The 22242-nt window shown below is 68.5% G+C and carries 23 protein-coding genes; 8 read left to right on the top strand and 15 right to left on the bottom strand.

Annotation, left to right across the window (positions count from 1 at the left end; all coding sequences use genetic code 11):
* Positions 1–5 precede the first annotated feature (5 nt).
* The 3 genes from Q0907_RS04915 to Q0907_RS04905 all read right to left on the bottom strand — a co-directional run bounded on the left by Q0907_RS04915 (position 6) and on the right by Q0907_RS04905 (position 3570).
* A complete protein-coding gene (locus Q0907_RS04915) occupies positions 6–1760 on the bottom strand; it encodes a DUF4105 domain-containing protein (RefSeq protein WP_299342133.1) in 1755 nt (584 codons plus the stop codon).
* A 35-nt stretch (positions 1761–1795) separates the two neighbouring features.
* Positions 1796–2095 carry a DUF2388 domain-containing protein gene (locus Q0907_RS04910; protein WP_296278336.1) on the bottom strand — a complete coding sequence of 100 codons (300 nt, stop codon included), beginning with the start codon at positions 2093–2095 and terminating at the stop codon, positions 1796–1798.
* Positions 2096–2175: 80 nt separating this feature from the next.
* On the bottom strand, positions 2176–3570 hold the full coding sequence (locus tag Q0907_RS04905) for an FAD-binding oxidoreductase (RefSeq protein WP_299342641.1): 1395 nt from the start codon (positions 3568–3570) through the stop codon (positions 2176–2178).
* A 191-nt stretch (positions 3571–3761) separates the two neighbouring features.
* On the opposite strand from Q0907_RS04905, the gene serA reads away from it, so the two are divergent.
* Positions 3762–5003, top strand: coding sequence for a phosphoglycerate dehydrogenase (gene serA, locus Q0907_RS04900; protein ID WP_299342130.1), 1242 nt, complete (start codon positions 3762–3764; stop codon positions 5001–5003).
* Between the two features lie 125 nt (positions 5004–5128).
* On the opposite strand, the gene Q0907_RS04895 is transcribed toward serA, so the two are convergent.
* Positions 5129–5665 (bottom strand): NUDIX hydrolase, encoded by a 537-nt coding sequence (locus Q0907_RS04895; RefSeq protein ID WP_299342639.1) that lies wholly within the window; start codon positions 5663–5665, stop codon positions 5129–5131.
* Between the two features lie 215 nt (positions 5666–5880).
* Between Q0907_RS04895 and Q0907_RS04890 the strand changes: the two genes are divergently transcribed.
* A complete protein-coding gene (locus Q0907_RS04890) occupies positions 5881–7350 on the top strand; it encodes an amino acid permease (protein WP_296278339.1) in 1470 nt (489 codons plus the stop codon).
* A gap of 75 nt (positions 7351–7425) precedes the next feature.
* Positions 7426–8859 (top strand): amino acid permease, encoded by a 1434-nt coding sequence (locus Q0907_RS04885; RefSeq protein WP_299342127.1) that lies wholly within the window; start codon positions 7426–7428, stop codon positions 8857–8859.
* A 75-nt stretch (positions 8860–8934) separates the two neighbouring features.
* Here Q0907_RS04885 and Q0907_RS04880 read toward each other — a convergent pair whose 3' ends face one another.
* A complete protein-coding gene (locus Q0907_RS04880) occupies positions 8935–9264 on the bottom strand; it encodes a high-potential iron-sulfur protein (protein ID WP_299342125.1) in 330 nt (109 codons plus the stop codon).
* 113 nt (positions 9265–9377) lie between these two features.
* Between Q0907_RS04880 and Q0907_RS04875 the strand changes: the two genes are divergently transcribed.
* The 5 genes from Q0907_RS04875 (at position 9378) to Q0907_RS04855 (ending at position 12821) form a co-directional block, all read left to right on the top strand.
* Positions 9378–10019 carry a methylthioribulose 1-phosphate dehydratase gene (locus tag Q0907_RS04875; protein WP_299342122.1) on the top strand — a complete coding sequence of 214 codons (642 nt, stop codon included), beginning with the start codon at positions 9378–9380 and terminating at the stop codon, positions 10017–10019.
* Positions 10020–10114: 95 nt separating this feature from the next.
* Positions 10115–10675, top strand: a complete 561-nt coding sequence (locus Q0907_RS04870; RefSeq protein WP_296278343.1) for an acireductone dioxygenase — start codon at positions 10115–10117, stop codon at positions 10673–10675.
* 94 nt (positions 10676–10769) lie between these two features.
* On the top strand, positions 10770–11474 hold the full coding sequence (gene mtnC, locus Q0907_RS04865) for an acireductone synthase (RefSeq protein WP_296278344.1): 705 nt from the start codon (positions 10770–10772) through the stop codon (positions 11472–11474).
* Positions 11471–12349, top strand: coding sequence for an EamA family transporter (locus tag Q0907_RS04860; RefSeq protein WP_299342120.1), 879 nt, complete (start codon positions 11471–11473; stop codon positions 12347–12349). Before mtnC ends, Q0907_RS04860 begins: the two co-directional genes overlap by 4 nt.
* A gap of 73 nt (positions 12350–12422) precedes the next feature.
* A complete protein-coding gene (locus Q0907_RS04855) occupies positions 12423–12821 on the top strand; it encodes a hypothetical protein (RefSeq protein WP_299342117.1) in 399 nt (132 codons plus the stop codon).
* Between the two features lie 17 nt (positions 12822–12838).
* Here the strand turns inward: Q0907_RS04855 and Q0907_RS04850 are convergent, their stop codons facing one another.
* From Q0907_RS04850 to hisG, 10 genes are all read right to left on the bottom strand, one after another.
* Positions 12839–13423 (bottom strand): YdeI/OmpD-associated family protein, encoded by a 585-nt coding sequence (locus Q0907_RS04850; protein ID WP_299342115.1) that lies wholly within the window; start codon positions 13421–13423, stop codon positions 12839–12841.
* Between the two features lie 2 nt (positions 13424–13425).
* Positions 13426–14985, bottom strand: a complete 1560-nt coding sequence (locus tag Q0907_RS04845) for a calcineurin-like phosphoesterase family protein (protein ID WP_299342637.1) — start codon at positions 14983–14985, stop codon at positions 13426–13428.
* A gap of 165 nt (positions 14986–15150) precedes the next feature.
* The gene (gene hisIE, locus Q0907_RS04840; RefSeq protein ID WP_299342112.1) at positions 15151–15774 is read right to left on the bottom strand and encodes a bifunctional phosphoribosyl-AMP cyclohydrolase/phosphoribosyl-ATP diphosphatase HisIE; all 624 of its coding nucleotides are present in this window, start codon (positions 15772–15774) and stop codon (positions 15151–15153) included.
* Entirely contained in the window at positions 15764–16540 is a 777-nt protein-coding gene (hisF, locus tag Q0907_RS04835) for an imidazole glycerol phosphate synthase subunit HisF (protein WP_299342109.1), read from the bottom strand. The genes hisIE and hisF overlap by 11 nt, the downstream gene beginning before the upstream one ends.
* Positions 16534–17271 carry a 1-(5-phosphoribosyl)-5-[(5-phosphoribosylamino)methylideneamino]imidazole-4-carboxamide isomerase gene (hisA, locus tag Q0907_RS04830; protein WP_299342106.1) on the bottom strand — a complete coding sequence of 246 codons (738 nt, stop codon included), beginning with the start codon at positions 17269–17271 and terminating at the stop codon, positions 16534–16536. Before hisA ends, hisF begins: the two co-directional genes overlap by 7 nt.
* Positions 17268–17867: an imidazole glycerol phosphate synthase subunit HisH gene (hisH, locus tag Q0907_RS04825; protein WP_299342104.1), complete on the bottom strand. Its 600-nt coding sequence runs from the start codon at positions 17865–17867 to the stop codon at positions 17268–17270. Before hisH ends, hisA begins: the two co-directional genes overlap by 4 nt.
* Entirely contained in the window at positions 17867–18940 is a 1074-nt protein-coding gene (gene hisB, locus Q0907_RS04820; protein WP_299342101.1) for a bifunctional histidinol-phosphatase/imidazoleglycerol-phosphate dehydratase HisB, read from the bottom strand. Before hisB ends, hisH begins: the two co-directional genes overlap by 1 nt.
* Positions 18937–20019 carry a histidinol-phosphate transaminase gene (hisC, locus tag Q0907_RS04815; protein WP_299342099.1) on the bottom strand — a complete coding sequence of 361 codons (1083 nt, stop codon included), beginning with the start codon at positions 20017–20019 and terminating at the stop codon, positions 18937–18939. The genes hisB and hisC overlap by 4 nt, the downstream gene beginning before the upstream one ends.
* Positions 20016–21329: a histidinol dehydrogenase gene (hisD, locus tag Q0907_RS04810; protein WP_299342096.1), complete on the bottom strand. Its 1314-nt coding sequence runs from the start codon at positions 21327–21329 to the stop codon at positions 20016–20018. Before hisD ends, hisC begins: the two co-directional genes overlap by 4 nt.
* Positions 21326–22240, bottom strand: a complete 915-nt coding sequence (hisG, locus tag Q0907_RS04805; RefSeq protein WP_296280246.1) for an ATP phosphoribosyltransferase — start codon at positions 22238–22240, stop codon at positions 21326–21328. Before hisG ends, hisD begins: the two co-directional genes overlap by 4 nt.
* Between the last annotated feature and the right edge of the window lie 2 nt (positions 22241–22242).

The following is a 22242-nucleotide window of genomic DNA, read 5'->3' as shown; positions in this document are numbered from 1 at the left end:
CGCGGTTACGGCGCGCCTGCCGCGGCCAACGCCCGCAGGCGCGTACCGATCGCGTCCACGTTCGATTCGATCCCGCGCAGGGCTTCCCGCTGATCTTCGGGAAGCCAGCGCTCCAGGTCCTTCCGCAGGACCGCATCCTCGCCCCGGAGCCTGTCGACACGCACCCGTGCTTCGACGGCGATGCGCTCGCGTTCCTCCGATTGCGGCAATCCGTACCCTGCCGGCGCGAGTTCGGCGGGCTGGCTGACGAAGCTGGTATCGCCCAACCACGCTCTCAGCGCCTGCACGGCGTGTGCGGCATCGGCAGGCACGTCCCGGCCGAGGTAGCGCCGCTTCAGCTCATCGCGCAACAGCACCTGCTGGCGGCGCAGCGCGGCGTTCTCGAGCACGAGCAAAGCCGCGCTCGCCTTCAGGTCGGCCTGCGACAGCCACGGCGCCCGCTCTGTCGGCGAGAGTGCCAACCATGCCTGCGCATCGGCGTGTGGGAGGGCAAGCGCCTGGCGGGCGACGGAATACAACGCTTCGTAGCGCGCGCTCATCGGTTCGAAGTAGTAGCCGAGACGGCGCGCCTTTTCGCCATCCTCCAGTACGCGACGGTCCGCGATGCCCGCCCGTTCCAGCTTCCTCAGCAGCCCTGTCGGCGTGATGCTCGCCAATGGCTCCCCGGCAAGTCGTGGCACGCCATCGTGCAGCAGCTTCCAGGTTTCCACAGCGCAGTTGTTGCTGATGAAGTAGTAGCGCCCGTCATAGCTCCAGTGGAGTTGTGCGGCACGCTCGAGCAGCGAGGCGATCTCGTCACGCTGGAGCCGCAGCGGAACGGATTGCAGGCCACGCAGTTCGACCTTCGTGTATTCCTCGATGACCTGGTCCAGCGGCAGCAGGAATACGCGCGACGGATACGAGCCCGTCAGCCCCTGCCAGCTCGAAATCTGCACGTCGCCCACGAAGGCGCGGAACGACAGCACGCGATGATGGGCAAGGTCCAGCCGGCAATCCGGCCCCGGCACACGCCCCGGCGCGCAGACGACCAGGCGCAGCATGCTGTGGCCCCAGCGGCTCATCGCTTCGCTGTTGCCCTCGGCCAGCACGTAGTCGACTTCGTAGATGCGCGCGGGATCCAGCGCCAGCAGCGAGGCATCGCCGCGCGCCGCATCCGCCTCGAGGAAAGGCAATCCCTGCGCGCATTCGGCCGCCGCGGACGACTCGCCGAAATGCGATGCGAAATGCCGGTACAGCGCCGGACGCCGGCATGCGTAACTGCCGTCCAGCACGAAGTGTTCGAGATTGACGGCAACGAACTCCGACGGCCGCGTCAGCTCGTAGGCATCGGGGCTCCGGGCGGTGAAATCGTTGCGGCTGCGCCGGCCGGCGACGCGGAACACGCTGCGCTGCCAACCGGCCAGCTCGCGCAGGCGCGCATCCCCGGACAACACGTTGCGATGGGTGCGATCATAGGCATGCGCGAGTTCGTGGACGAGCGCCTTGCGCGCCGCCGGGACGCGTGCGTCATCCAGCAATGCGCGGTCGAGCCACAGCCGGTGGCCGACACGGCGGCCTTGCACGTCGTGCGGAAGATCGGCGCGCCACCCCAGAATGAGGTCTGGCGGCAATCCGTCTCGCCACCTGCGCGGCAAGCGGGCGAGTACATCGTCGACGAGCGCCTGCGTGGACGCGACCTGGGCCATGTCGAGACCCGCAGGATCGACGCGAAGGGCGAAGGCAGGAAGCGCGTGGCCCAGCAGTGCAAAAGCCAGGACCACGCCGATGCGTCGGCTCCATGGCCGACGCGAGAACATCAACGCGCCAGGATGGCCTGGGCCAGCTGCATGTCGCTGGCGCGGCGCGCGGCTTCATCGGTCTCGCGCAGGTGGCGCAGCGCGGCTTCCAGCTGCGCACCGCGGATGCGGCCATTGCTGGCGACGAAGCTGGCTGCGTCTTCGCGGGCCTGCAGCACGATCTTGTCGTCGCCGGACGAGCTGTCGGAAGATGCCGACGAACCGGCGGACGAGGCGCCCGCAGAGCTGCCGGCGAAGCTGCCGGCCAGGGCCGGGACGGAAAGTGCCAGCAACACGCCGGCCAGGATCAAACGGGACATGGATGTTTCCGGAGGGGACGCCGTCACCGGCGCGGTGCGCAAAGCCTACCTGCAATCGACGCGTGCCGGATGAACCCGCATCACCCTTGCGCGTCGAACAGCTTGCCCGGATTCATCAATCCGTTCGGATCCAGCACCCGCTTGATGCCGCGCATCATGGCGATCTCTTCCGGGCTGCGCGTGCTTTCCAGGTAGCCCTTCTTGACCAGGCCGATGCCGTGCTCGGCCGAAATGCTGCCGTCATGCCGCTTCAGCGAGGCCGCCAGCACCTTGGTGACCTGCTCGCACTGGGTGACGAATTCCGCGTTCTCCATGCCGTCCGGCTTCAACACGTTGATGTGCAGGTTGCCGTCGCCGATGTGGCCGAACCAGACCACCTCGAACTGCGGATAGGCCTGGCCCAGCAAGGCCTGGGTCTCGGCCAGGAAGGCCGGCATGGCGGAGATGCGAACGGACACATCGTTCTTGTACGGCACGTAGCGGGCCAAGGCCTCCGTAATGCCCTCGCGCAAGCGCCACAGTTGCGCGGCCTGCGCGTCGGACTGGCTGATCACGCCATCGCTGACCCAGCCCTGCTCCATGCAGGCCTCGAAGGCCGCCATCGCCGCCGCTTCCCTCGCCTCGTCTCCGATCGCGAATTCGGTGACCACGTAGTACGGATGGCTCTCGTCGAACGGCTTCTGCGCGCCGTGCGCCAGTACATGGTGCAGCGCGCGATCGGTGAAGAACTCGAACGCTTCCAGTTGCAGGCGCTCGCGGAAGGCGGCGAAGACCTGCATGAGCACCTCGAACGACGGCAGCGCCAGCAGCATGACGTTGGTCGGCGGCGGCGGATCGGTCAGCCGGACGGTGGCCTCGACGACGATGCCCAGGGTGCCTTCCGAGCCGATGAACAGATGGCGCAGGTCGTAGCCGCTGGAGTTCTTGATCAGCGCCTTGTTGAGTTCCAGGACATCGCCGGTGCCGGTGACGACCTTCAGGCCGGCGATCCATTCGCGCGTGTTGCCATAGCGGATCACCCGGATGCCGCCCGCGTTCGTCGCGATGTTGCCACCGATGGCGCAGGAGCCACGCGCGGCGAAATCCACGGGATATACAAGACCGTGCTCGCGCGCCGCGTTGTGCACGGCTTCCAGCGGCATGCCGGCCTGCACGGTCAGCGTGCGGTCGACCTTATTGAAGTCCAGCGCCTGGTTCATGCGCTCAAGGCTCAGCACCAGTTCGCCGTCCGCGGCGACGGCACCTCCGGACAGGCCCGTGCGTCCGCCCGACGGGACGACGGCGATGCGGTGCTGGTTCGCCCAACGCACGACAGCCTGGACCTCCTCGACCGTCGCCGGCAATGCGATCGCCAGCGGCGACGGCGTCCAGCGGCGGGTCCAGTCGCGACCGTAGTGCTCCAGGTCGGCGGCATCGTTCTTCAATCGCAGCGCCGGAACGGCGTGCTGCAGGGCTTCCAGGCGCGGATCGCTCATTGCGGGGGCAGGACTTTCGGGGGCGCCCAGCGTGCCAGCGATGCGCGGTGGCGTCCAGCCGAGACGGACCTTGGTTTCAGCCGCAACCACGCGGAAAACCGCAACCAGACGTTCCATGGCGCGCCGCACCATCGATGCCGCCCATCTGGCATAGTGGCGGCCCTTTCCCCTCCGCTGCGACCTTTCCGGCAATGTCGATCAAGAAGACCTCGTACCCGAAGCAGGACATCCGCGTGCTGTTGCTGGAAGGGGTGAGCCAGACGGCGGTCGAAACGTTCCGCGCGGCGGGCTACACCCAGATCGAGTTCCACGAAAAATCGCTGCCGGAAGACGAGCTGAAGCGGCGCATCGCCGACGCGCACATCGTCGGCATCCGCTCGCGCACCCACCTGACCGATGACGTCCTGGCGCAGGCGCGCCGCCTGATCGCGGTGGGATGTTTCTGCATCGGCACCAACCAGGTCGACCTGGACGCGGCGGAGCTGGCCGGCATTCCCGTGTTCAACGCGCCCTACTCCAACACGCGCAGCGTCGCCGAGCTGGTGATCGCCCAGGCCATCCTGCTGATGCGCGGCATCCCGCAGAAGAATGCCGAGTGCCACCGTGGTGGCTGGAGCAAGTCGGCCGCCGGCAGCCATGAAGTCCGCGGCAAGACGCTGGGCATCATCGGGTACGGCCACATCGGCACGCAGGTCGGCGTGCTTGCCGAAGCGCTGGGCATGCATGTGCTCTTCCACGACATCGAAACCAAGCTCTCGCTGGGCAATGCCCGCGCCGCCGTGAGCCTGGACGACCTGCTGGCCCAGAGCGACGTGGTGACGCTGCACGTGCCTGAAACGCCGGCAACCCAGGGCATGTTCGGCCAGGCGCAGATCGCGGCGATGAAGCCGGGCGCGCACCTGATCAACGCCTCGCGCGGCACCGTGGTCGACATCGACGCACTGGCCACCGCCCTGAAGGCCGGCGCCGTGGGCGGCGCCGCGGTGGATGTGTTCCCGGTGGAGCCGAAAGGCAACGCCGAGTCGTTCGAGTCGCCGCTGCGGGGCCTGGACAACGTCATCCTCACGCCGCACGTCGGCGGCAGCACGCTGGAAGCGCAGGACAACATCGGCATCGAAGTGGCGGCCAAGCTGGTGCGCTACAGCGACAACGGCAGCACGCTGTCGTCGGTGAACTTCCCCGAGGTCACCCTGCCCGGCCACGACGGCAGCCGCCGCATCCTGCACATCCACCGCAACGTGCCGGGCGTGCTGTCGCAGATCAATGACATCTTCCGCGACCGCGGCATCAACATCGACGGCCAGTTCCTGCGCACCGACCCGAAGGTCGGTTACGTGGTCATCGATGTCACCGCCGACGAGGAACAGACCGCCAGCCTGCGCGATGCGATGGCGGCGATCGACGGCACGCTGCGGGTGCGCGTGCTGTATTGAGCGGTAACCGTCGCGCCTCCAGGGTCAGCGCTGCCGCGCTCGATCGCATAAGCACTGCAGGAGCGGGCCATGCCAGCGATGCTCTCGAGACCTTGCGCTGAAAGCATCGCGCCCGTGGGGCGCTCCTACAGCGAATCCCCCTGGCCCACGGAGGTCTGCATCGCCAGCCATTTGCGCGCCATGCGGCTGAGGGACTCGTCCGGCTCCGCGGCGATCGCTGCGATCTCCCGCCAGGCCAGGTCCAGCGACTCCTCGCTGACCACATAGTCTTCGCTGCCATTGGCCCGAACGACGTAGCGGACGTCGTAGTGCCAGTGGCCCGGCACCCCTTTGCGCTCGGGGATCCAGTGGCGGTCGAGATCGAAGATGTCGCCTTCCACCGACAGGTCGGACAGGCCGGACTCTTCTTCCGCTTCCTTCAACGCAACGCGTGCCATGTCGCTGTCACCGTCTGCATGGCCGCCCAGCTGCAGCCAGCGCCCCAGCTTTCGATGGTGGGTCAGCAACGTGCGGTGCCCGTCCGCACTCACCAGCCACGCGCCCCCGGTCAGGTGTCCCGCCAGCCGGTCGCGGAGGAAGGGATCGGCCGGATCATCGAGCACGGCGAGGAAGTGGGCCACCACTTCGCTTTCGCCGGGCCAGCGTCGCCCATAGGCAGCCAGGTGTTCGCGGAGGACGTCATGGGGGGTGGGCACGGCGTGGCGGTCTCAGGGGCAGGAACTGGACTGCGATTATCGCCGGCCATGCTGCACCCGCGCTTGTGATCCCCCGCCCGCTTTGGCAAGGTACGGCCTTCCATGGGGCAAGCCTCCATGACCGTTGCCACCGCCCGGCGGATCTCTTCGTCGGCATCCAGTCTTTCAAGGGGACGCTGCGAATGCTCAAAGCTCTGTTCAGGGTCAAGCCGGTCGCACCGGCAGGCCATGTCGATGCCGGTGAACCGGTCGAAGGTAGCCTGGATGGAGAAAGCGGGTTCAAACGGACGCTGACGGCCAAGCATCTGGTGATGCTGGGCGTGGGTGCGGTGATCGGCGCGGGCATCTTCGTGCTGACCGGCCAGGCCGCCGCCAACCATGCCGGCCCGGCGATCATGCTGAGCTTCGTGCTGGCCGGCATCGCCTGCGCCCTCGCCGGCCTGTGCTACGCGGAGTTCGCGGCGCTGATGCCGGTTTCCGGCAGCGCCTATTCGTACTCGTATGCCACGCTGGGCGAGTTCATCGCCTGGTTCATCGGCTGGTGCCTGGTGCTGGAGTACCTGTTCGCGGCCTCGACCGTCGCGGTGGGCTGGTCGGGCTACCTCAACAGTTTCCTCACCACGGTGGGCGTGCCCATCCCCGATGCGCTGGCCAATGCCACCTTCACGGTGGCGAACGGGGAATTCATCCGCTCAGGCGCCATCCTCAACCTGCCGGCGGTCTTCATCGTCGCTGCCGTCAGCGGACTGTGCTACGTGGGCATTACCCAGTCGGCGTTCGTCAACGCCATCGTGGTCGCCATCAAGGTCACCGTGATCCTGCTGTTCGTGGCCTTCGGCCTGCAGTACGTGGATCCGGCCAACTGGCAGCCCTTCATCCCCGCCAACGAAGGGCCGGGCAAGTTCGGCTTCGAAGGCGTCACGCGCGCGGCCGCCATCGTGTTCTTCGCCTACATCGGCTTCGACGCGGTTTCCACCGCCGCCGGCGAAGCGAAGAATCCCCAGCGCGACATGCCGATCGGCATCCTCGGTTCGCTGGCGATCTGCACGGTCATCTACATCGTGGTCTGCGCGGTGCTGACGGGCATGATGCCGTATACGCAACTGGGCACCGCCAAGCCGGTCGCCACCGCGCTCGAGGCCTATCCCAGCCTGCTGTGGCTGAAGACGCTGATCGAGATCGGCGCGATCGCCGGCCTGACGTCGGTGATCCTGGTGATGCTGATGGCGCAGCCGCGCATCTTCTACAGCATGGCCAAGGATGGTCTGATGCCGAAGATCTTCGGCAAGGTTCACCCGAAGTTCCAGACGCCCTACGTGGGCACGATCATCGTGGGCGTGATCGCCTCGGCGCTGGCCGGCTTCCTGCCGATCGGCCTGCTGGGCGAGATGGTGTCGATGGGCACCCTGCTCGCGTTCGCCACCGTGTGCGCGGGCGTGCTGATCCTGCGCTACACGCGGCCGGAGATCCCTCGCCCGTTCCGGGTGCCGCTGGCGATCGTGGTCTGCCCGCTCGGCGTGCTGGCATGCCTTTACCTGTTCGTCCAGCCCTTCATGGAGCACTGGAAGCTGTTCGTCGGCTGGACCCTGCTCGGCCTGGTGATCTACTTCAGCTACGGCTTCTGGAACAGCAGGCTCAGGCAACAGGCTTGATGGTTCCCAAGGCCGGCGAACGCATCGCCGGCCTTTTTGGTTGTACTCCTCGATAACGTCCCGGGATCACGCACGATGCTCCGACAATTGCTGGCCACCAAGCACCCCCACGCCGCCCACCAGGAAGCCGACGGCCTCAGCCTGCGCCGCACGCTCGGCCCCTGGGGCCTGACCGCGCTGGGCATCGGCGCGGTGATCGGTGGCGGCATCTTCGTGATCACAGGCCAGGCCGCGGCCAACCACGCCGGCCCGGCGATCATGCTGTCGTTCGTGCTGGCCGCCATCTGCTGCACGTTCTGCGCGCTGGCCTATGCCGAATTCGCCGCGATGGTGCCGGTGTCCGGCAGCGCCTACACCTACACCTACGCGACGCTGGGCGAACTGACCGCCTGGTTCATCGGCTGGATGCTGGTCCTCGAATACGGCGTATCGGCCTCGGCGGTGGCGGTCAGCTGGACGGGCTATCTGCTGAGTTTGCTCGAACACGCGAACATCTATCTGCCCGAAGCCTTCGTCAGCGCGCCGCTGGATGCGCAATTGCGCCCCACCGGCGCGATCGCCAACGTGCCGGCTGCCCTTCTGGTGTTGCTGCTGACCTGGCTGTGCTATGTGGGCATCCGCAAGTCGTCGGCCATGAACATGGCGATGGTGGTGCTGAAGACCGGCCTGATCATCCTGGTCATCATCGCTGGCTGGCAGTACGTCGACCCGGGCAACTGGCAGCCCTTCATCCCGGCCAATGAAGGCCCGGGCAAATTCGGCTGGGACGGCGTGCTGCGGGGCGCGGCGATGGTGTTCTTCGCCTACATAGGGTTCGAGGCGGTCTCGGTGGCGGCCCAGGAATCGCATCGCCCGCAGAAGGACCTGCCCGTCGGCATGCTGGCCTCGTTGGCCATCTGCACCATCCTCTACATCGCCATGGCCGCGGTGATGACCGGCCTCGTACCCTATACCGCGCTGGGCACCGCCGAACCGGTGGTCACCGCGGTGGCGGCGCACCCGGAGCTCGACTGGCTGCGCATCACCGTGGAGATCGGCGCGCTGATCGGCCTGTCGTCGGTGGTGCTGGTGATGATCATCGGCCAGCCCCGCATCTTCATGATCATGGGGCGCGACGGCCTGCTGCCGCCGGTGTTCACCAAGATCCATCCGGAGTACCGCACGCCGCACATCAACACGGTCATCACCGGCATCGGCATCGCCCTGCTGGCGGCGCTGTTCCCGCTCGACATCCTGGGCGAACTGACCTCGATGGGCACCCTGATCGCGTTCGCCTCGGTCTGCGTGGGCGTGCTGGTGCTGCGCCGCACGCAACCGGACCTGCCGCGTCCGTTCCGCATCCCCGCGGCCTGGCTGGTCTGCTCGCTGGGCGTGCTGAGCTGCATGGCGCTGCTGTCGGCGATGACGGCGCACAACTGGATGCTGATGGGCGTCTGGACCGCGGTCGGCTTCCTGATCTATTTCGTCTACGGCTACCGCCACAGCCGGTTGCGCACGCCGCCGCGCTGAGCGGGGCCGGCATCGGGGCAAAGGAAAAGGCGCGGTGTACCGCGCCTTTTTTTTGTTTTCCGTGAACCGGACGTATCAGGGCTTCTTGGCCCAGGCGCTGCACCAGCCCTTCGCGGCGACCGAGTTCTTCGGGAACAGCGTGCACGGGCCATGAGTCTGGCCTGCCGGTGCTTTGAAGAAGTTGCAGTTGGCGCAGTGATCGCCACTCTTGTGCTTCGGGTGCTTCACCGTGGCGGCGTTGTCGCTGTAGGCGAGTGCCTTGGCGGTGGGGTTGTTGCCGTCCAGGGGCGGAAGGGCGGCGGGGGCCGCGGCCTCGGCGCGTACCGCGTGCCAGGCCAGCGGGGCCACCGCAGCGGCCGTCAGGGTAATGGTCAGGAAACGTCGGCGGGAGGCATCGTGGCTCATCTGGCTGGGCACCTGCGGAAGGGAACGGAAGTGTCTCCCCACCGCCCGATCCGCCGCATTGAGCAGGATCAATCCCACCGGGTCTTCGCGGTGCTTCCGCTAGAATGCGCCCCATGAACGCCCTGCCCTACGACGCCGACCGACTGCGCGACCGAGCACAGTCCATCATTTCCAACGTCCGCGAGCTGTCGCAACTGGGCTGGACCCCCGCGACGAGCAGCAACTTCTCCGAGCGGCTGGACGAACGCCATGCCGCCATCACCGTGTCCGGCCGCGACAAGGGCCGGCTGGTGGAAGCCGACATCATGGTGGTGGACTTCGAGGGCAAGGCCGTCGGCAGCGACCATCGCCCGTCGGCCGAGACACTGCTGCATACGCAGCTGTACCGCCGCTACCCCGAGATCGGCTGCGTGCTGCACACGCATTCACTGGTGCAGACGGTGGCCTCGCGCCTGTTCGCCGGCGCCGGCCATGTCCGGCTGGAGGGCTTCGAACTGCTGAAGGCCTTCCACGGCAACCACACCCACGAGATGGCCATCGACGTGCCGGTGTTCGCCAACACCCAGGACATGCCGACCCTGGCCGCGCAGGTCGACGCGCTGCTGGATCGGCAGCCGCTATGGGGCTACCTGATCGACGGCCACGGCCTGTACGCATGGGGCCGCACCATGGCCGAGGCGCGGCGGCACCTGGAAGCCTTCGAATTCCTGTTCGCGGCCGAACTGGAGCTGCGCAAGCTCGGCTGCCGGCGCTGATAGCCCGCGGTTATCGCGGCGTTCCATTTCCGCAACAGGGCGTGGGACCGGGTTTGCTACCCTAGCGTCCCCCCTCGCCGCCTCACGCCCTTGCCATGAGCCGACTGCGCATCTTCCGCGAATCCGATCCTGCCACGCCGGAGTTCGCCAGCTACGACCCCGACTTCATCGCCACCGAACTGAAGAAGATCGGCGTGACCTTCGAGCGCTGGAAGGCGAACAAGGCGATCGCCCCGGGTGCGCCGCCGGAAGAGGTGATCGACGCGTATCGTGCCGACATCGACCGGCTGGTCGCCGAGCGCGGTTTCAAGACGGTGGACGTGGTCAGCATCGCGCCGGACAACCCGCAGCGCGAGGCGATGCGCGCGAAGTTCCTGGACGAGCATTACCACAAGGAAGACGAAGTGCGCTTCTTCGTCGCCGGCTCGGGGTTGTTCACCCTGCACGTGGGCGACAGGATCTACGAGGTCGAGTGCGTGCAGGACGACCTGATCGGCGTGCCGGACAGCACGCTGCACTGGTTCGACATGGGTCCGGAACCCAGCTTCGTCGCCATCCGCTTCTTCACCGAGCCGGATGGCTGGGTGGGTCATTTCACCGGCACCACGCTGGCGCAGCAGTTCCCGCGCTACGACGGTCTCACCGACGGGCACTGACCGCGCGAGCAGGGCCGGGCCTGCCCGGCTGCATCGCCATCCGAAGAAGCGCGGCGGAGCACGCTCCGCCCTACCGACGACATCGAAGGACACCATGCCCGTTTCCGCCATCCTGACCGACATCGAAGGCACCACCAGCAGCATTTCGTTCGTGAAGGACGTGCTGTTCCCGTACGCGCGCCGCGCCCTGCCCGGCTTCGTTCGCGACCACGGCGGCGAGCCCGAGGTACGTCGCTGGCTGGATGTGGTCGCGACCGAGCACGGCAGCATCTGCAGCGACGACGTCATCGTGGAAACGCTGCAGGGCTGGATCGACCAGGACCGCAAGCACACCGCGCTGAAAGCGCTGCAGGGCCTGGTCTGGGAAGCGGGCTACCGGGATGCCGATTTCACCGCGCACATCTATCCCGATGCCGCGCCCGCGCTGCACGGCTGGCATGCGTCGGGCTATCCGTTGTACGTGTACTCGTCCGGCTCCGTGCCGGCGCAGAAACTGTTCTTCGGCCACAGCGACGCCGGCGACCTGACCGCCCTGTTCTCGGGCTGGTACGACACCGAAGTCGGCGGCAAGCGCGACGCGGGAAGCTACCGGACGATCGCCGGGCGCATGGGCGTTGCGCCCGGGGAGATCCTGTTCCTGTCCGACGTGGTCGAGGAACTGGACGCCGCGCGCGAGGCCGGCCTGCAGACGTGCCTGGTGGACCGGCGCGAGGACTATCCGCAGCCGCGCCTCGGGGAGGACGCGCACGGCCACCCGCGCGTCGTCTCCTTCGCCGACATCGCGCTGCCCGCCGCGTGAGCGACGCCGCGGTGCGCCGGGCCACGCTGGCCGGGCTCGCGGCGATCCTGCTGTGGGCGTCGCTGGCGCTGCTGACGACGGCCACCGGCAACCTGCCGCCCTTCCAGGTGCTGGCGATCAGCTTCGGCATCGCGGCAGTCCTCGGCCTGTCGCGCGCGGCCCTGCGCGGCCACACGGGCTGGCGCGAACTCCGGCAACCGCTGCCTGCCCTCCTGCTGTCCACGCTGGCGTTGTTCGGCTACCACGCGCTGTACTTCATCGCGCTGAAGCGCGCGCCGGCAGTGGAAGCCAACCTGCTGAACTACCTGTGGCCGCTGCTGATCGTCGTGTTCGCCGGTCTGTTCGGCGGCGTGTCGGTACGTGCGGGCCAATGGCTGGGCACGGCGCTGGGACTGGTGGCGGCGGTGTTGCTGGTCACCCGTGGCCAGGGCCTTCACGTGGCGCCTGCACATGTACCGGGCTATCTCGCGGCGCTCGGCGCAGCGCTGATCTGGTCCCTGTACTCGGTGCTGAATCGACGCCATGCCGAAGTGCCGACCGCCGCGATCACCGTGGCCTGCGCCGGTGTTGCCATCCTGGGCGCCGTCGCGCACCTGGCCGGCGAACAGACGCTTGTACCCACTGGCCGCCAATGGGTGGTGCTGGCGGTGATGGGGGTCGGCCCGGTGGGCGCCGCGTTCTGGCTGTGGGACCACGGCACCAAGCGGGGCGACATCGCCCTGCTGGGCAGCTTGTCCTACCTCGCTCCGCTCTTGTCGACGCTGTTGCTGGTGGCATCGGGCCGCGTGCAGGCGCACGCGGTGCACGCCGTGGCGATCGTCCTGCTGCTGACCGGTGCCTGGCTCAGCGTGAAGGCAGGCGGCGCGCGGCGCTGACAGCGCCTGCCGTCGGTAAGCGCGTCAGACGCCGAGCATCGACGCCACCGGACGCGGCAACAAGCAGGTCACCGTGTTCCCGCCGTGGGACGCGCGCGTGGTATCGGACGAGGACACCGAACACTTCTTCGCCAACACCGGCCAGCGACCGCCCTGGCGCGCCGAGGCGCAGGCGCTCGGCACGACGTTCGACTTCTCGCCCGGCGAGGCGCTGCACATCCCGTTCGTGTCGGGCCATCACGTCCGCAACGGCGACGACGACATCTCGATCTCGCTGTCGATCATCTTCAACACCCCGCAGACCCGGGCGCTGATCCGTGCGCTCGCCTTCAACCACCTGACCCGGCCGCTGATGCGGCGCATGGGCCTGCAACCCCGGCGCGTGGCGCTGGATGGCGGCGGCGTACCGTTCAAGTCCATGGCCTGGCGAGCGGGCGCCCGGTTGCGGCGGCTCGTCCCTGGCTCCGCCTGACACGAGGCGACGCCGCGTCAGCCGTGGATCTTCTCGCCGCGCGCGAGCATGGCGACCAGCTTCTCCACGCGCGCCTGCTTCGTTTCCGCCTTCACCGCCGTCTGCACGCGCCAGCACACGGCATAGCGGTTGGTCCGGTCGAGCGTATCGAAGAAGGCCTTGGCCTTGCGGTGCCGGGCCAGCGCCAGCGCCTTGGCCAGTTCCGGCGGCACCTCCATGGATTTCGCACCGTCATAGGCCGCGTCCCAGCGCCCGTCGGCCCTGGCGGCGTCGACCTCGCGCTGTCCCGCCGGTCGCATGCGTCCTGCGGCGGTCAGGGCTTCGATCTTCGCGACGTTGATCTTCGACCAGATGCTGCGCGCGCGACGCGGGGTGAAGCGCTGCAGGAAGAACTGCGCGTCGAAACCCTTCTTCTGACCATCGATCCAGCCATGGCACAGGGCGACATCCAGCGCTTCCGCGTAGGTCACCGAAGGAATGCCAGTGCCCTTCTTGGCGATCTTCAGCCATACGCCGGCGGACGACGCGGCATAGCCCTCCAGCCAGCGCTCCCAGGCCGCGGCGTCTGCGAAATGTTCGGTCGGGAGGTCGGGCGCGGCCATGCTCAGGGCTCCGCCGTCTGCAGACGGTAGGTGGTGTGCGCCGTCAGCTCGCCGCGCCAGCGGTCATGGGCGCGCACGTCCACGCGATGCTCGCCTTCGGCCAGGCCGGTGGGCAACGCACCGCGCCACAGGTGGTGCGACGGCTCGGCTTCGGGCGAGCGGTCGTAGCCGCGCAGTGCATCGGCCAGGTCGTCGCGCATGTTTTCCACCAGCAGCGACGGATCGGGCTGGTCGACACGCTTCATCGGTGTCCACGCGCCGCGGTCGACACGGTATTCCACGCGCGTGTCGGCGTCGCCCATGTAGACGTTGGCGTAAACGCCCCATGCGGGATACGCGCCCTTGCGCAGCACCCTGGGCGCATGCAGGCCGATGCCGCTGTCGTCGACCGCACGTGCCGGGTGCCACGACAGCGTGTAGTCACCGCCCGGTCCCACGCTCAGGCGCGCGTACCCGTTCGGCGTGCCATCGGCCATGGTCGTGTCGGGAATGCCCTGCGCATCCTTGACGCCCGACCAGTAAGCGCCGCAGGCCGCGCCCACGTTGTACTCGTGCAGGGGACGTGGCCCGTGCCAGCCGGTGGCGGCGTCGTGGTACCAGTGCCGCTGCGTGTGGGTGTGCCCGCTCAACAGCAGCACGTGGGGGAAGTCCTTCAGCATCGCGAACAGGCGCTCGCGGTCGGCGGCGCGGAATCCGCGTGCGCCGTCTTCGAAGAACGGGATATGCACGCCGATCACCAGCAACCGGTCCTTGCGCACGGTCGGCAGGTAGGCCTGCAGGAACGCGAACTGGTCCTCGCGCAGGCCGCCGGAATAGGCCGGCGACTTTCCCGGCTGGTAGAGGATGTCGTCCAGTCCGATGAAGGTCGCCGCCTCCTCTTCCCAGGCGAACGTGTCCGGCCCCAGGTGATGGCGGAAGCTACGCAGCGATGCCTCATCATCAGCCGCGTCGAGATCGAGGTCGTGGTTGCCGGGGATGAACAGCCAGGGGACCCGCAGGCTCATCGTCGTGCGCAGGATCTCCGGATACAGCGACAGGTCGTCATCGGTCACGTCGCCCAGCGTCAGCCCGAGCGAAGCACCGTGCGTGCCGACCAGGGGCTGCACGATGTCGCGCCAGTAGTAATCCACGTCCCGCACGGAGGAGGTCTGGCTGTCGGCGAATAGCAACACGTCCAGGCGCGCCGGTACCGCAGCCTGTCGCGGCCGCAGCGCGAAGTGCGTGCAATCGGGTTGGCGCTGTGGAATGCCGCCGTATTTCAGCGCGGGGCCGGCGTGGTACTGCAGGTTGCGCCAGCGCGCCGGCAGCCCGTCCGGTCGTACCGCCACGTCGTAGCCCGCCGGCTTGATGAGGAAGACCGTGCGGCCGTCGACATAGTCGAGCGTGTAGTCGCCCCGCGCATCGGTGACGGCGATGGCGATGCCGTTGGACACCTTGACGCCCGGCAGCCCGGGCTCGCCCGCATCGCGGACGCCATTGCCGTTGCCGTCCTCGAACACCTGCCCCCCGCCGCACGGCGGCGGCAAGGCGTGGGCCGGAACGGCCAGGAAGGCCAGCAGCAGGACGATGAGCGAAGCGCGCACGGGAATTCCAGCGGGGGGTGATCGCCGGATTATGGCGCAGGGATGACGTCTTGCAGGAGCGCCCTGGGGCGCGCTGCTTTTTCGTCGTCCGCCGCAGAGAGCATCGCGCCCCAGGGTGCTCCTACAATCGGCCGGTGTGCATGCCTACGCGCCGTGGCGCTCGCGCAGCACGCCGACCGCTTCGGCGAACGACAGGCCGCGCGAGCGCAGCAGCACGATGAGGTGGTAAAGCAGGTCGGCGCTCTCACCCAGCAAAGCCGCTTCATCCTGTGCCACCGCCGCAAGCGCGGTTTCCACGCCCTCCTCGCCTACCTTCTGCGCGATGCGGCGTACACCGGCCTCGAACAGCCGCGTAGTGTAGCTGTCGGCGGGGCGCTCGCGCTCGCGCTGCGCGACCAGCGCATCGAGCTCGGACAGGAACGCGGCCGGCGCCGAGGGAAAGCAGCTCGCGCGCTGCAGGTGGCAGGTCGGTCCGCGCGGGTGCGCGAGGACCAGCAGGGTGTCGTTGTCGCAGTCGGCCTCGACCGAGACAACGTCCAGCACATGGCCTGAACGTTCGCCCTTGGTCCACAGGCGCTGCTTGCTGCGGCTGAAGAAAGTCACGCGCCTGTCGGTGAGCGTCGCCTCCAGCGCTTCGCGGTTCATGTAGCCCAGCATCAGCACGCGAAGGTTGGCCGCGTCCTGCACGACGACGGGCAGCAGCCCTTCACCCTTTTCCCAGTCGAGGCGTGCCGGATCGAATGAGCTGGATTGGTTGTCAGTCGCCACGTCGCACCTCGATGCCCTGCCCTGCCAATGCCTGCTTCAACGCGGGAATCCGGATGTACCCACTGTGGAAGACGCTGGCCGCCAGCGCACCGTCCACATCCGCCTGCTCGAATACCGACGCGAAGTGCGCGACCTCGCCGGCGCCTCCCGAGGCGATCAACGGCACCTCGCAGAGCGCACGCACGGCCTGCAACTGCGCCAGATCGTAGCCACGGCGCACGCCGTCCTGGTCCATGCAGTTCAACACGATTTCGCCGGCACCGAGGCGCTGCGCCTGCACCACCCAGTCGAGCGTCCGCAGGCCGGCGCCCTGCATCTTCGACGGATCGCCGGTGTAGCGGCGCACACGCCATTCGCCATCCGGCTCGCGAATGGAATCGATGCCGACCACCACGCACTGCACGCCGAACGCGCCGGCCAGTTCGCCGATCAGGTCGGGACGCTCCAGCGCCGGGGTATTCACCGATACCTTGTCGGCGCCGCTGTAGAGCACGCGCCGCGCTGTCGCCACGTCGCGGATGCCGCCCGCCACGCAGAACGGGATGTCGAGCAGGCGCGACACCCGCTCGATCCAGGCATAGTCCACCGAGCGGCCCTCCGGACTGGCGCCGATGTCGTAGAAGACAAGCTCGTCCGCGCCTTCGTCCCGGTAGCGCAACGCAAGGTCGGCGATGTCGCCCATGTCCACGTGGTCGCGGAATTTCACGCCCTTGACCACGCGCCCCTCGCGCACGTCCAGGCACGGGATGATCCGCCGGCTCAGCATGCCAGCGCCTCCGGCAGCGTGAAGCGACCTTCGAGCAGCGCGCGGCCCAGCACGATGCCGGCGCAGCCCGCCTCGCGGGCGCCCTCGACGTCGGCGACGGCGCTGACGCCACCCGACGCCTGCACCGCCAGCGACGGGACGGTGTCGTGGAGGTAGGCGTAGAGCGCCAGGTTGGAGCCGGTCAGCATGCCGTCGCGCGCGATGTCGGTGCACAGCAGGTGGCGCAGGCCGGCGTCGGCGTAGCGCACGGCGAGTTCGTCCAGCGTCTCCGACGCGGTCTCGGTCCAGCCATGCACGGGCAACCGCCAGATGCCGTCGCGGTCACGGCGCGAATCCAGCGCCACGGTAATGCGCTCGCTGCCGAACTCGGCCAGCCACGCCAGCACGGTGTCCGGCTCGCGGACCGCCAGCGACCCGATGACCACACGGTCGGCGCCTGCATCGAGGATACGGGCCACATCGTCGCGCTGGCGCACGCCACCGCCCGTCTGCACCTTCAGCGGCGTGTTCCGCGCGATCTCGCCCAGCAGCGGCGCAAGCGTGTAGCCGCCCGCACGCGCCGCATCCAGGTCGACCAGGTGCAGCCACTGCGCGCCCTGCTCGGCGTAGCGCGACGCGACCTCGAGCGGCGCGCCTTCGTAGCGCGTCTCGCGCGCGTAGTCGCCCTGCGCCAGGCGCACCACGCGGCCATCGCGCACGTCGATGGCGGGATATACGATGAAACCGGTCATTGCAGTCCGTACTCGATGAAATTCTTCAGCAAGCGGGCGCCGATGGCCCCCGATCGCTCGGGATGGAACTGCGCGCCGGCCACGTTGCCGCGTTGCACGATCGCGGCGAAATGCTGGCCATGCTCGCTGCTGGAGAGACAGTCGTCGTCGACCGGCGCGGCATAGCTGTGGACGAAGTAGGCATGGTCGCCGTCCTCTATTCCCTCCACCAGCGAGCTGTCGCGTCGCCGCTGCAGCGTATTCCAGCCCATGTGCGGCACACGGATGCCGGGCGAGGCCTGCAGTTTCCGTACGCGTCCCGGCAACAGGCCCAGGCACGGGGTGTCATCTTCTTCCGAGTGCGCGAACAACAGCTGGACGCCCACGCACACGCCCAGCAAGGGTTTTTCGAGCGTGCGCAGCACATCCACCAGCGCCAGGTCCTCGAGCCGTTTCATGCAGACGGCCGCCGCGCCGACACCCGGCAGGATCACCCGGTCGGCGGCGCGGATCGCCGCCGCATCCCCGGTCAGTTCCGCGTCCACGCCGAGGCGTTCCAGGGCATAGCGCACCGATCCGATATTGGAGCCGCCCGCATCCACCAGCACCACCCGCATCACAGCGCGCCCTTGGTGGAAGGCAGGTCGGCGCCTTCGCGCTTGATCGCCTGGCGCAAGGCCCGCGCCAGCGCCTTGAAGCTGGCTTCCACCTTGTGGTGGTCGTTGTCGCCCTCGACCTTCAGATTGAGGTTCAGGCCGGAGGCGTCGCAGAGCGAACGGAAGAAATGGGGCACCAGTTCGGTCGGCAGGTCGCCGACACGCTCGCGCTTGAATTCGCCGCTGAAGACGAAGTACGGCCGCCCGCTGAAATCGAGCGCGGCACTGGCCAGCGTCTCGTCCATCGGCAGCGTGAAGCCGTAACGGCCGATGCCACGCTTGTCGCCCAGCGCTTCCTTCAGCGCCTGGCCGAGCGCCAGGCCGGTGTCCTCGACGGTGTGATGCTCGTCGATGTGGAGGTCGCCGTCGGCACGCACGTCCAGCGCAAAGCCGCCGTGCTTGCCGATCTGTTCGAGCATGTGGTCGAAGAACGGCAGGCCGGTCCTCGCGACAGGGTCGGCCACGCGGTCGAGGTCCACCTCGACACGGATCTTCGTCTCCTTCGTATTGCGTTGGACCACCGCGCGACGCGGCGCATCCGCCAGTGCGTGCGCGATGCCGGCCCAGTCCCACTCGCCGCCGAACTGCGCCGTCTTCAGCTGGAAGCCGCGGATCTTCAGGTTGTCGGCGAACTGGATGTCGGTCGGACGGTCGCCGACCATGCCCGAGCGTGCCCAGTCGATGCTGCGGTCCTGCAGGTAGGGAATCATCAGCCCGATACCCGGCTTGCGCGTGGGCCTGTTCTCGTGCGGCCAGCTGTCGTCGATCAGCACGTCGCGGAAGCGGATGCCCTGGCTCTCGAACACCTGCATCATCAGCGCCTGCGGGCCGTCGAAGCTGGCGCGGGGATACTGCTCGCTGCCCAGGCCGTCCTGGTTGCTGACGATGACGAATTCATAGCCGGCGTCCCGCAGTTTCAGCAGCGCCGGGATGACGCCGACCACGAAGCGCACCTTTTCGTACGCATCGATCTGGAAGTCCTCGGGCTCCTCGATCAGGGTGCCGTCGCGGTCGATGAAGAGGATGGGCGTCACGCGGCTTGCTCCCGCACGTCGAGGGCCGCGATGACGCGGTCGTTCTGGGCCGGCGAACCGATCGTGATGCGCAGGGCGTCGCCCAGTTGCGGCGCGGCGCGCTGGTCGCGCACCACCACGCCCGCGGCCAGCAACGCACGGAAGGCACCTTCGGCATCGTCGAAGCGTGCCAGCAGGTAGTTCCCCTGCGAGGGATAGACGCGACGCACGCCGGGCGTCCTTTCTAGCGCGGCCTGCAGCCTCGAGCGCTCGCTGCGCACGCTCGCGACGCGTTCGCGCGTCTGCGCCAGTGCCGCGTCGGACAAGGCCTCCAGCGCGAGGTCGGCACAGGGCGTCGGCACGGGATAGGGCGCCTGGCAGCGCTGCAGCACGGCCACCAGCTCCGCATCGCCGATCACCACCCCGATGCGCGCCGCCGCCAGTGCATGCGCTTTGGACAGCGTGCGCAGGACGGCGATGTTGGCGTGGTCATCCAGCAGCGTCGTCGCGGACGGGCCGTCGGCGAACTCGCCATACGCTTCGTCCACGACCACCAGCGCGCGACCCTCCAGGGCACGCGCCAGGGCGGCGACTTCATCGAGTGGAATGGCGGAGCCGGCCGGATTCGACGGTGAGCACAGGAACACGAGCTTGGCGCCCTGCCCCAGTGCGGCCTCGCGGATGGCATCGAGGTCGGCGGCCAGACCCGCGTCGCTCTCCCGCAACGGCACTTCGATGATGGGCGCACCCTGCAGGCGCGCACAGACGGCGTACATGCCGAATACCGGTGGCGTCACCACGATCGCGTCCTGTCCCGGCACGCACAGGGCGCGCACCAGCAGGTCGATGGCCTCGTCGCTGCCGCGTCCGACCAGCAGCTGTTCCGGCCCGACGCCATACAGCTGCGCCAGCCGCGCGCGCAACGCCGGCGGCTGGGGATCCGGATAGCGGCGGCTGCGGCCCTGCCCGTCCGCCGGGTTCGGCCAGGCGGACTCGTTCGCGTTCAACCATACATCGCCCTGCAACGCTTCGCTGCGCGCGGACTTGTAGCCGGCGAACCCGCGCAGGTCCGGGCGGACCAGGGAAAGGACGGCGCTCATGCGGCCACCTTGCGCAGGCGCAGCGCGACCGCGTTGGCATGCGCGTCCAGCCCTTCGGCGCGCGCGAGCGTCAGTGCGCAATCGCCGATGGCCGCGATGCCGGCCCGGCTGGCCGACTGCACGCTGACGAAATTCTGGAAGCTGGCCACGCTGACGCCACTGTAGGCGCGAGCAGCGCCACTGGTGGGCAGCACGTGGTTGGTCCCGCTGCAGTAATCGCCCAGCGCCTCCGGCGTGTAATCGCCGAGGAAGACCGACCCGGCCGCTTCCACCTTGTCCAACCAGGCACGCGGCTCGCGCAGCGCCATGATCAGGTGTTCCGGCGCATAGCGGTTGCTGATGGCGAAGGCCTCCTCCAGCGTCGCCACCTTGACCAGGCGCGACGCCGACAGCGACTGCCGTGCGATGTCGGCACGATCCAGCGCCGCGAGTTGCGCAGCCAGTTCGGCCTGCACGCGTTCGATCAGCCCCTCATCGTCCGACAGCAGCAGCACCTGCGAATCCGGGCCGTGTTCGGCCTGCGACAGCAGGTCGGCCGCCACGAAGGCCGCATCCGCGCCGGCATCGGCGATCACCAGGACCTCCGACGGGCCGGCCGGCATATCGATGGCGGCGGCGCCGGCCTGGGCGACCTGGCGCTTCGCCTCCGTCACGTAGCTGTTGCCGGGACCGAACAACTTGTCGCACGCCGGCACACTGTCCGTGCCGAAGGCCATCGCCGCGATCGCCTGCGCGCCGCCCAGCTTGAAAACGCGGCGCACGCCGGTCAGCCGGGCAGCCACCAGCACCGCCGGATCGGCGCTGCCATCCCTTCGCGGCGGCGTGCACAACACGACCTCGCGACAGCCGGCCAGACGGGAAGGAATTCCCAGCATCAGCGCGGTGGACGGCAACGGCGCGGTGCCGGCGGGCACATACAGGCCCACGCGCGGAATCGGCAGGATCATGCGCTCGCAGACGACGCCCGGCGCCGTTTCCACCGCATAAGGCTGCGCCATGCCGGCACGGTGGAATGCGTCGATGCGGTCCGCCGCCTGCTGCATCGCCTCGCGCAGGTCGGCGGGCACGGCCGCGTGGGCAGCGGCGAATTCTTCTTCGCCGACCTCGAACGCGGCCAGTTCGACACCATCGAAGCGTGCGGTGACCTCGCGCAGCGCGGCATCCCCCCGCGCCCGAACGTCGGCCAGCAGGCCGGCCACGGCATCCTGCGTGCGTTGCGCGACCGTCTGCACGGGGCGCGCCAACAGCGCCGTGCGTGCAGCGGCGTCCAGCACGCTCCAGTCGTATATGGGGGCGGGCGAAGCGCTCATGCCAGCGACCTCTCGACCGACAGCACCATCAGGCCCTGTGCCCCGGCGCGTTGCAGCTCCTCCAGCCGTTGCCAGGTCACCGCACCATGGCACATCGCCTGCAGCGAGACCGGCCCCTCTTCGCCGCCCGGCAGCGTGACCAGGCCTTCGCTGTCGGTGAGCAACCGCGACAGCGCCGGCACGGTGTCGCGCTCGGCGCGGAACATCAGCAGCTTGCTGTCCTTCAACTTCAGCACACCGTCGAGGCGACGCAACAGCATGTCGGCGAGTCCGGCGCGGGCATCGTCGAACTCGCGCGCGGGACCCGCCAGCACGGCTTCACTGTCGAGCAGCGTCTCGACCGGCTTGAGCTGGTTGGCGGCCAGCGTGGCGCCGCTGGAGACGAGATCGCAGATGAGGTCGGCGGTGCCGAGCTTCGGAGCGATCTCGACCGAGCCGGACAGCTCGACCACCGCCGCATCGATACCCCGCGCCTGCAGCCACTGGCGCAGCACCGACGGATAGCTGGTGGCGATGCGCAGGCCCTGCAGTTGTGCAGGACCGGTCCATTCCCAGCTGTCGGGGACGGCCAGCATCAGCCGGCAGCTGCCGAAGCCCAGCGGGCGCAGTTCGCGGTATGCCTGCGGCAGGCCGATCAGGGCGCGCTCGCCGGCCTGTTCGTCCAGCTCGTTGCGGCCGACGATGCCGAAGTCGCAGACACCATCGGCGATCAGGCCGGGGATGTCATCGTCGCGCACGAGCAACAGGTCCACCGGCAGCGATTCGCCGTAGCAGAACAGCTTGTCGCGGCTCTCGCGCCAGCTCAGGCCGCAGGCGGCCAGCAGCGTGCGTGCCGGCTCGGCCAGGCGACCGCTTTTCTGGATGGCGATGCGCAGGCGATCGCGCGTCGCGGGGATCAGGGAAGGACTCATGA

This window comes from uncultured Pseudoxanthomonas sp. (assembly GCF_947498795.1).
In the GTDB taxonomy this organism is placed as follows: Bacteria; Pseudomonadota; Gammaproteobacteria; order Xanthomonadales; family Xanthomonadaceae; genus Pseudoxanthomonas_A.
Note: the sequence above shows the minus strand (reverse complement) of the source record. Positions and strands in the feature narration are given on the sequence as shown.

Excerpts from the sequence above, each read along its gene's own strand:
- Q0907_RS04910 (WP_296278336.1), bottom strand. The coding sequence starts at position 2,095 with ATGTCCCGTTTGATCCTGGCCGGCGTGTTGCTGGCACTTTCCGTCCCG.
- Q0907_RS04905 (WP_299342641.1), bottom strand. The coding sequence starts at position 3,570 with ATGAGCGATCCGCGCCTGGAAGCCCTGCAGCACGCCGTTCCGGCGCTG.
- serA (WP_299342130.1), top strand. The coding sequence starts at position 3,762 with ATGTCGATCAAGAAGACCTCGTACCCGAAGCAGGACATCCGCGTGCTG.
- Q0907_RS04890 (WP_296278339.1), top strand. The coding sequence starts at position 5,881 with ATGCTCAAAGCTCTGTTCAGGGTCAAGCCGGTCGCACCGGCAGGCCAT.
- Q0907_RS04885 (WP_299342127.1), top strand. The coding sequence starts at position 7,426 with ATGCTCCGACAATTGCTGGCCACCAAGCACCCCCACGCCGCCCACCAG.
- Q0907_RS04880 (WP_299342125.1), bottom strand. The coding sequence starts at position 9,264 with ATGAGCCACGATGCCTCCCGCCGACGTTTCCTGACCATTACCCTGACG.
- Q0907_RS04875 (WP_299342122.1), top strand. The coding sequence starts at position 9,378 with ATGAACGCCCTGCCCTACGACGCCGACCGACTGCGCGACCGAGCACAG.
- Q0907_RS04870 (WP_296278343.1), top strand. The coding sequence starts at position 10,115 with ATGAGCCGACTGCGCATCTTCCGCGAATCCGATCCTGCCACGCCGGAG.
- mtnC (WP_296278344.1), top strand. The coding sequence starts at position 10,770 with ATGCCCGTTTCCGCCATCCTGACCGACATCGAAGGCACCACCAGCAGC.
- Q0907_RS04850 (WP_299342115.1), bottom strand. The coding sequence starts at position 13,423 with ATGGCCGCGCCCGACCTCCCGACCGAACATTTCGCAGACGCCGCGGCC.
- hisF (WP_299342109.1), bottom strand. The coding sequence starts at position 16,540 with ATGCTGAGCCGGCGGATCATCCCGTGCCTGGACGTGCGCGAGGGGCGC.
- hisA (WP_299342106.1), bottom strand. The coding sequence starts at position 17,271 with ATGACCGGTTTCATCGTATATCCCGCCATCGACGTGCGCGATGGCCGC.
- hisH (WP_299342104.1), bottom strand. The coding sequence starts at position 17,867 with ATGCGGGTGGTGCTGGTGGATGCGGGCGGCTCCAATATCGGATCGGTG.
- hisC (WP_299342099.1), bottom strand. The coding sequence starts at position 20,019 with ATGAGCGCCGTCCTTTCCCTGGTCCGCCCGGACCTGCGCGGGTTCGCC.
- hisD (WP_299342096.1), bottom strand. The coding sequence starts at position 21,329 with ATGAGCGCTTCGCCCGCCCCCATATACGACTGGAGCGTGCTGGACGCC.
- hisG (WP_296280246.1), bottom strand. The coding sequence starts at position 22,240 with ATGAGTCCTTCCCTGATCCCCGCGACGCGCGATCGCCTGCGCATCGCC.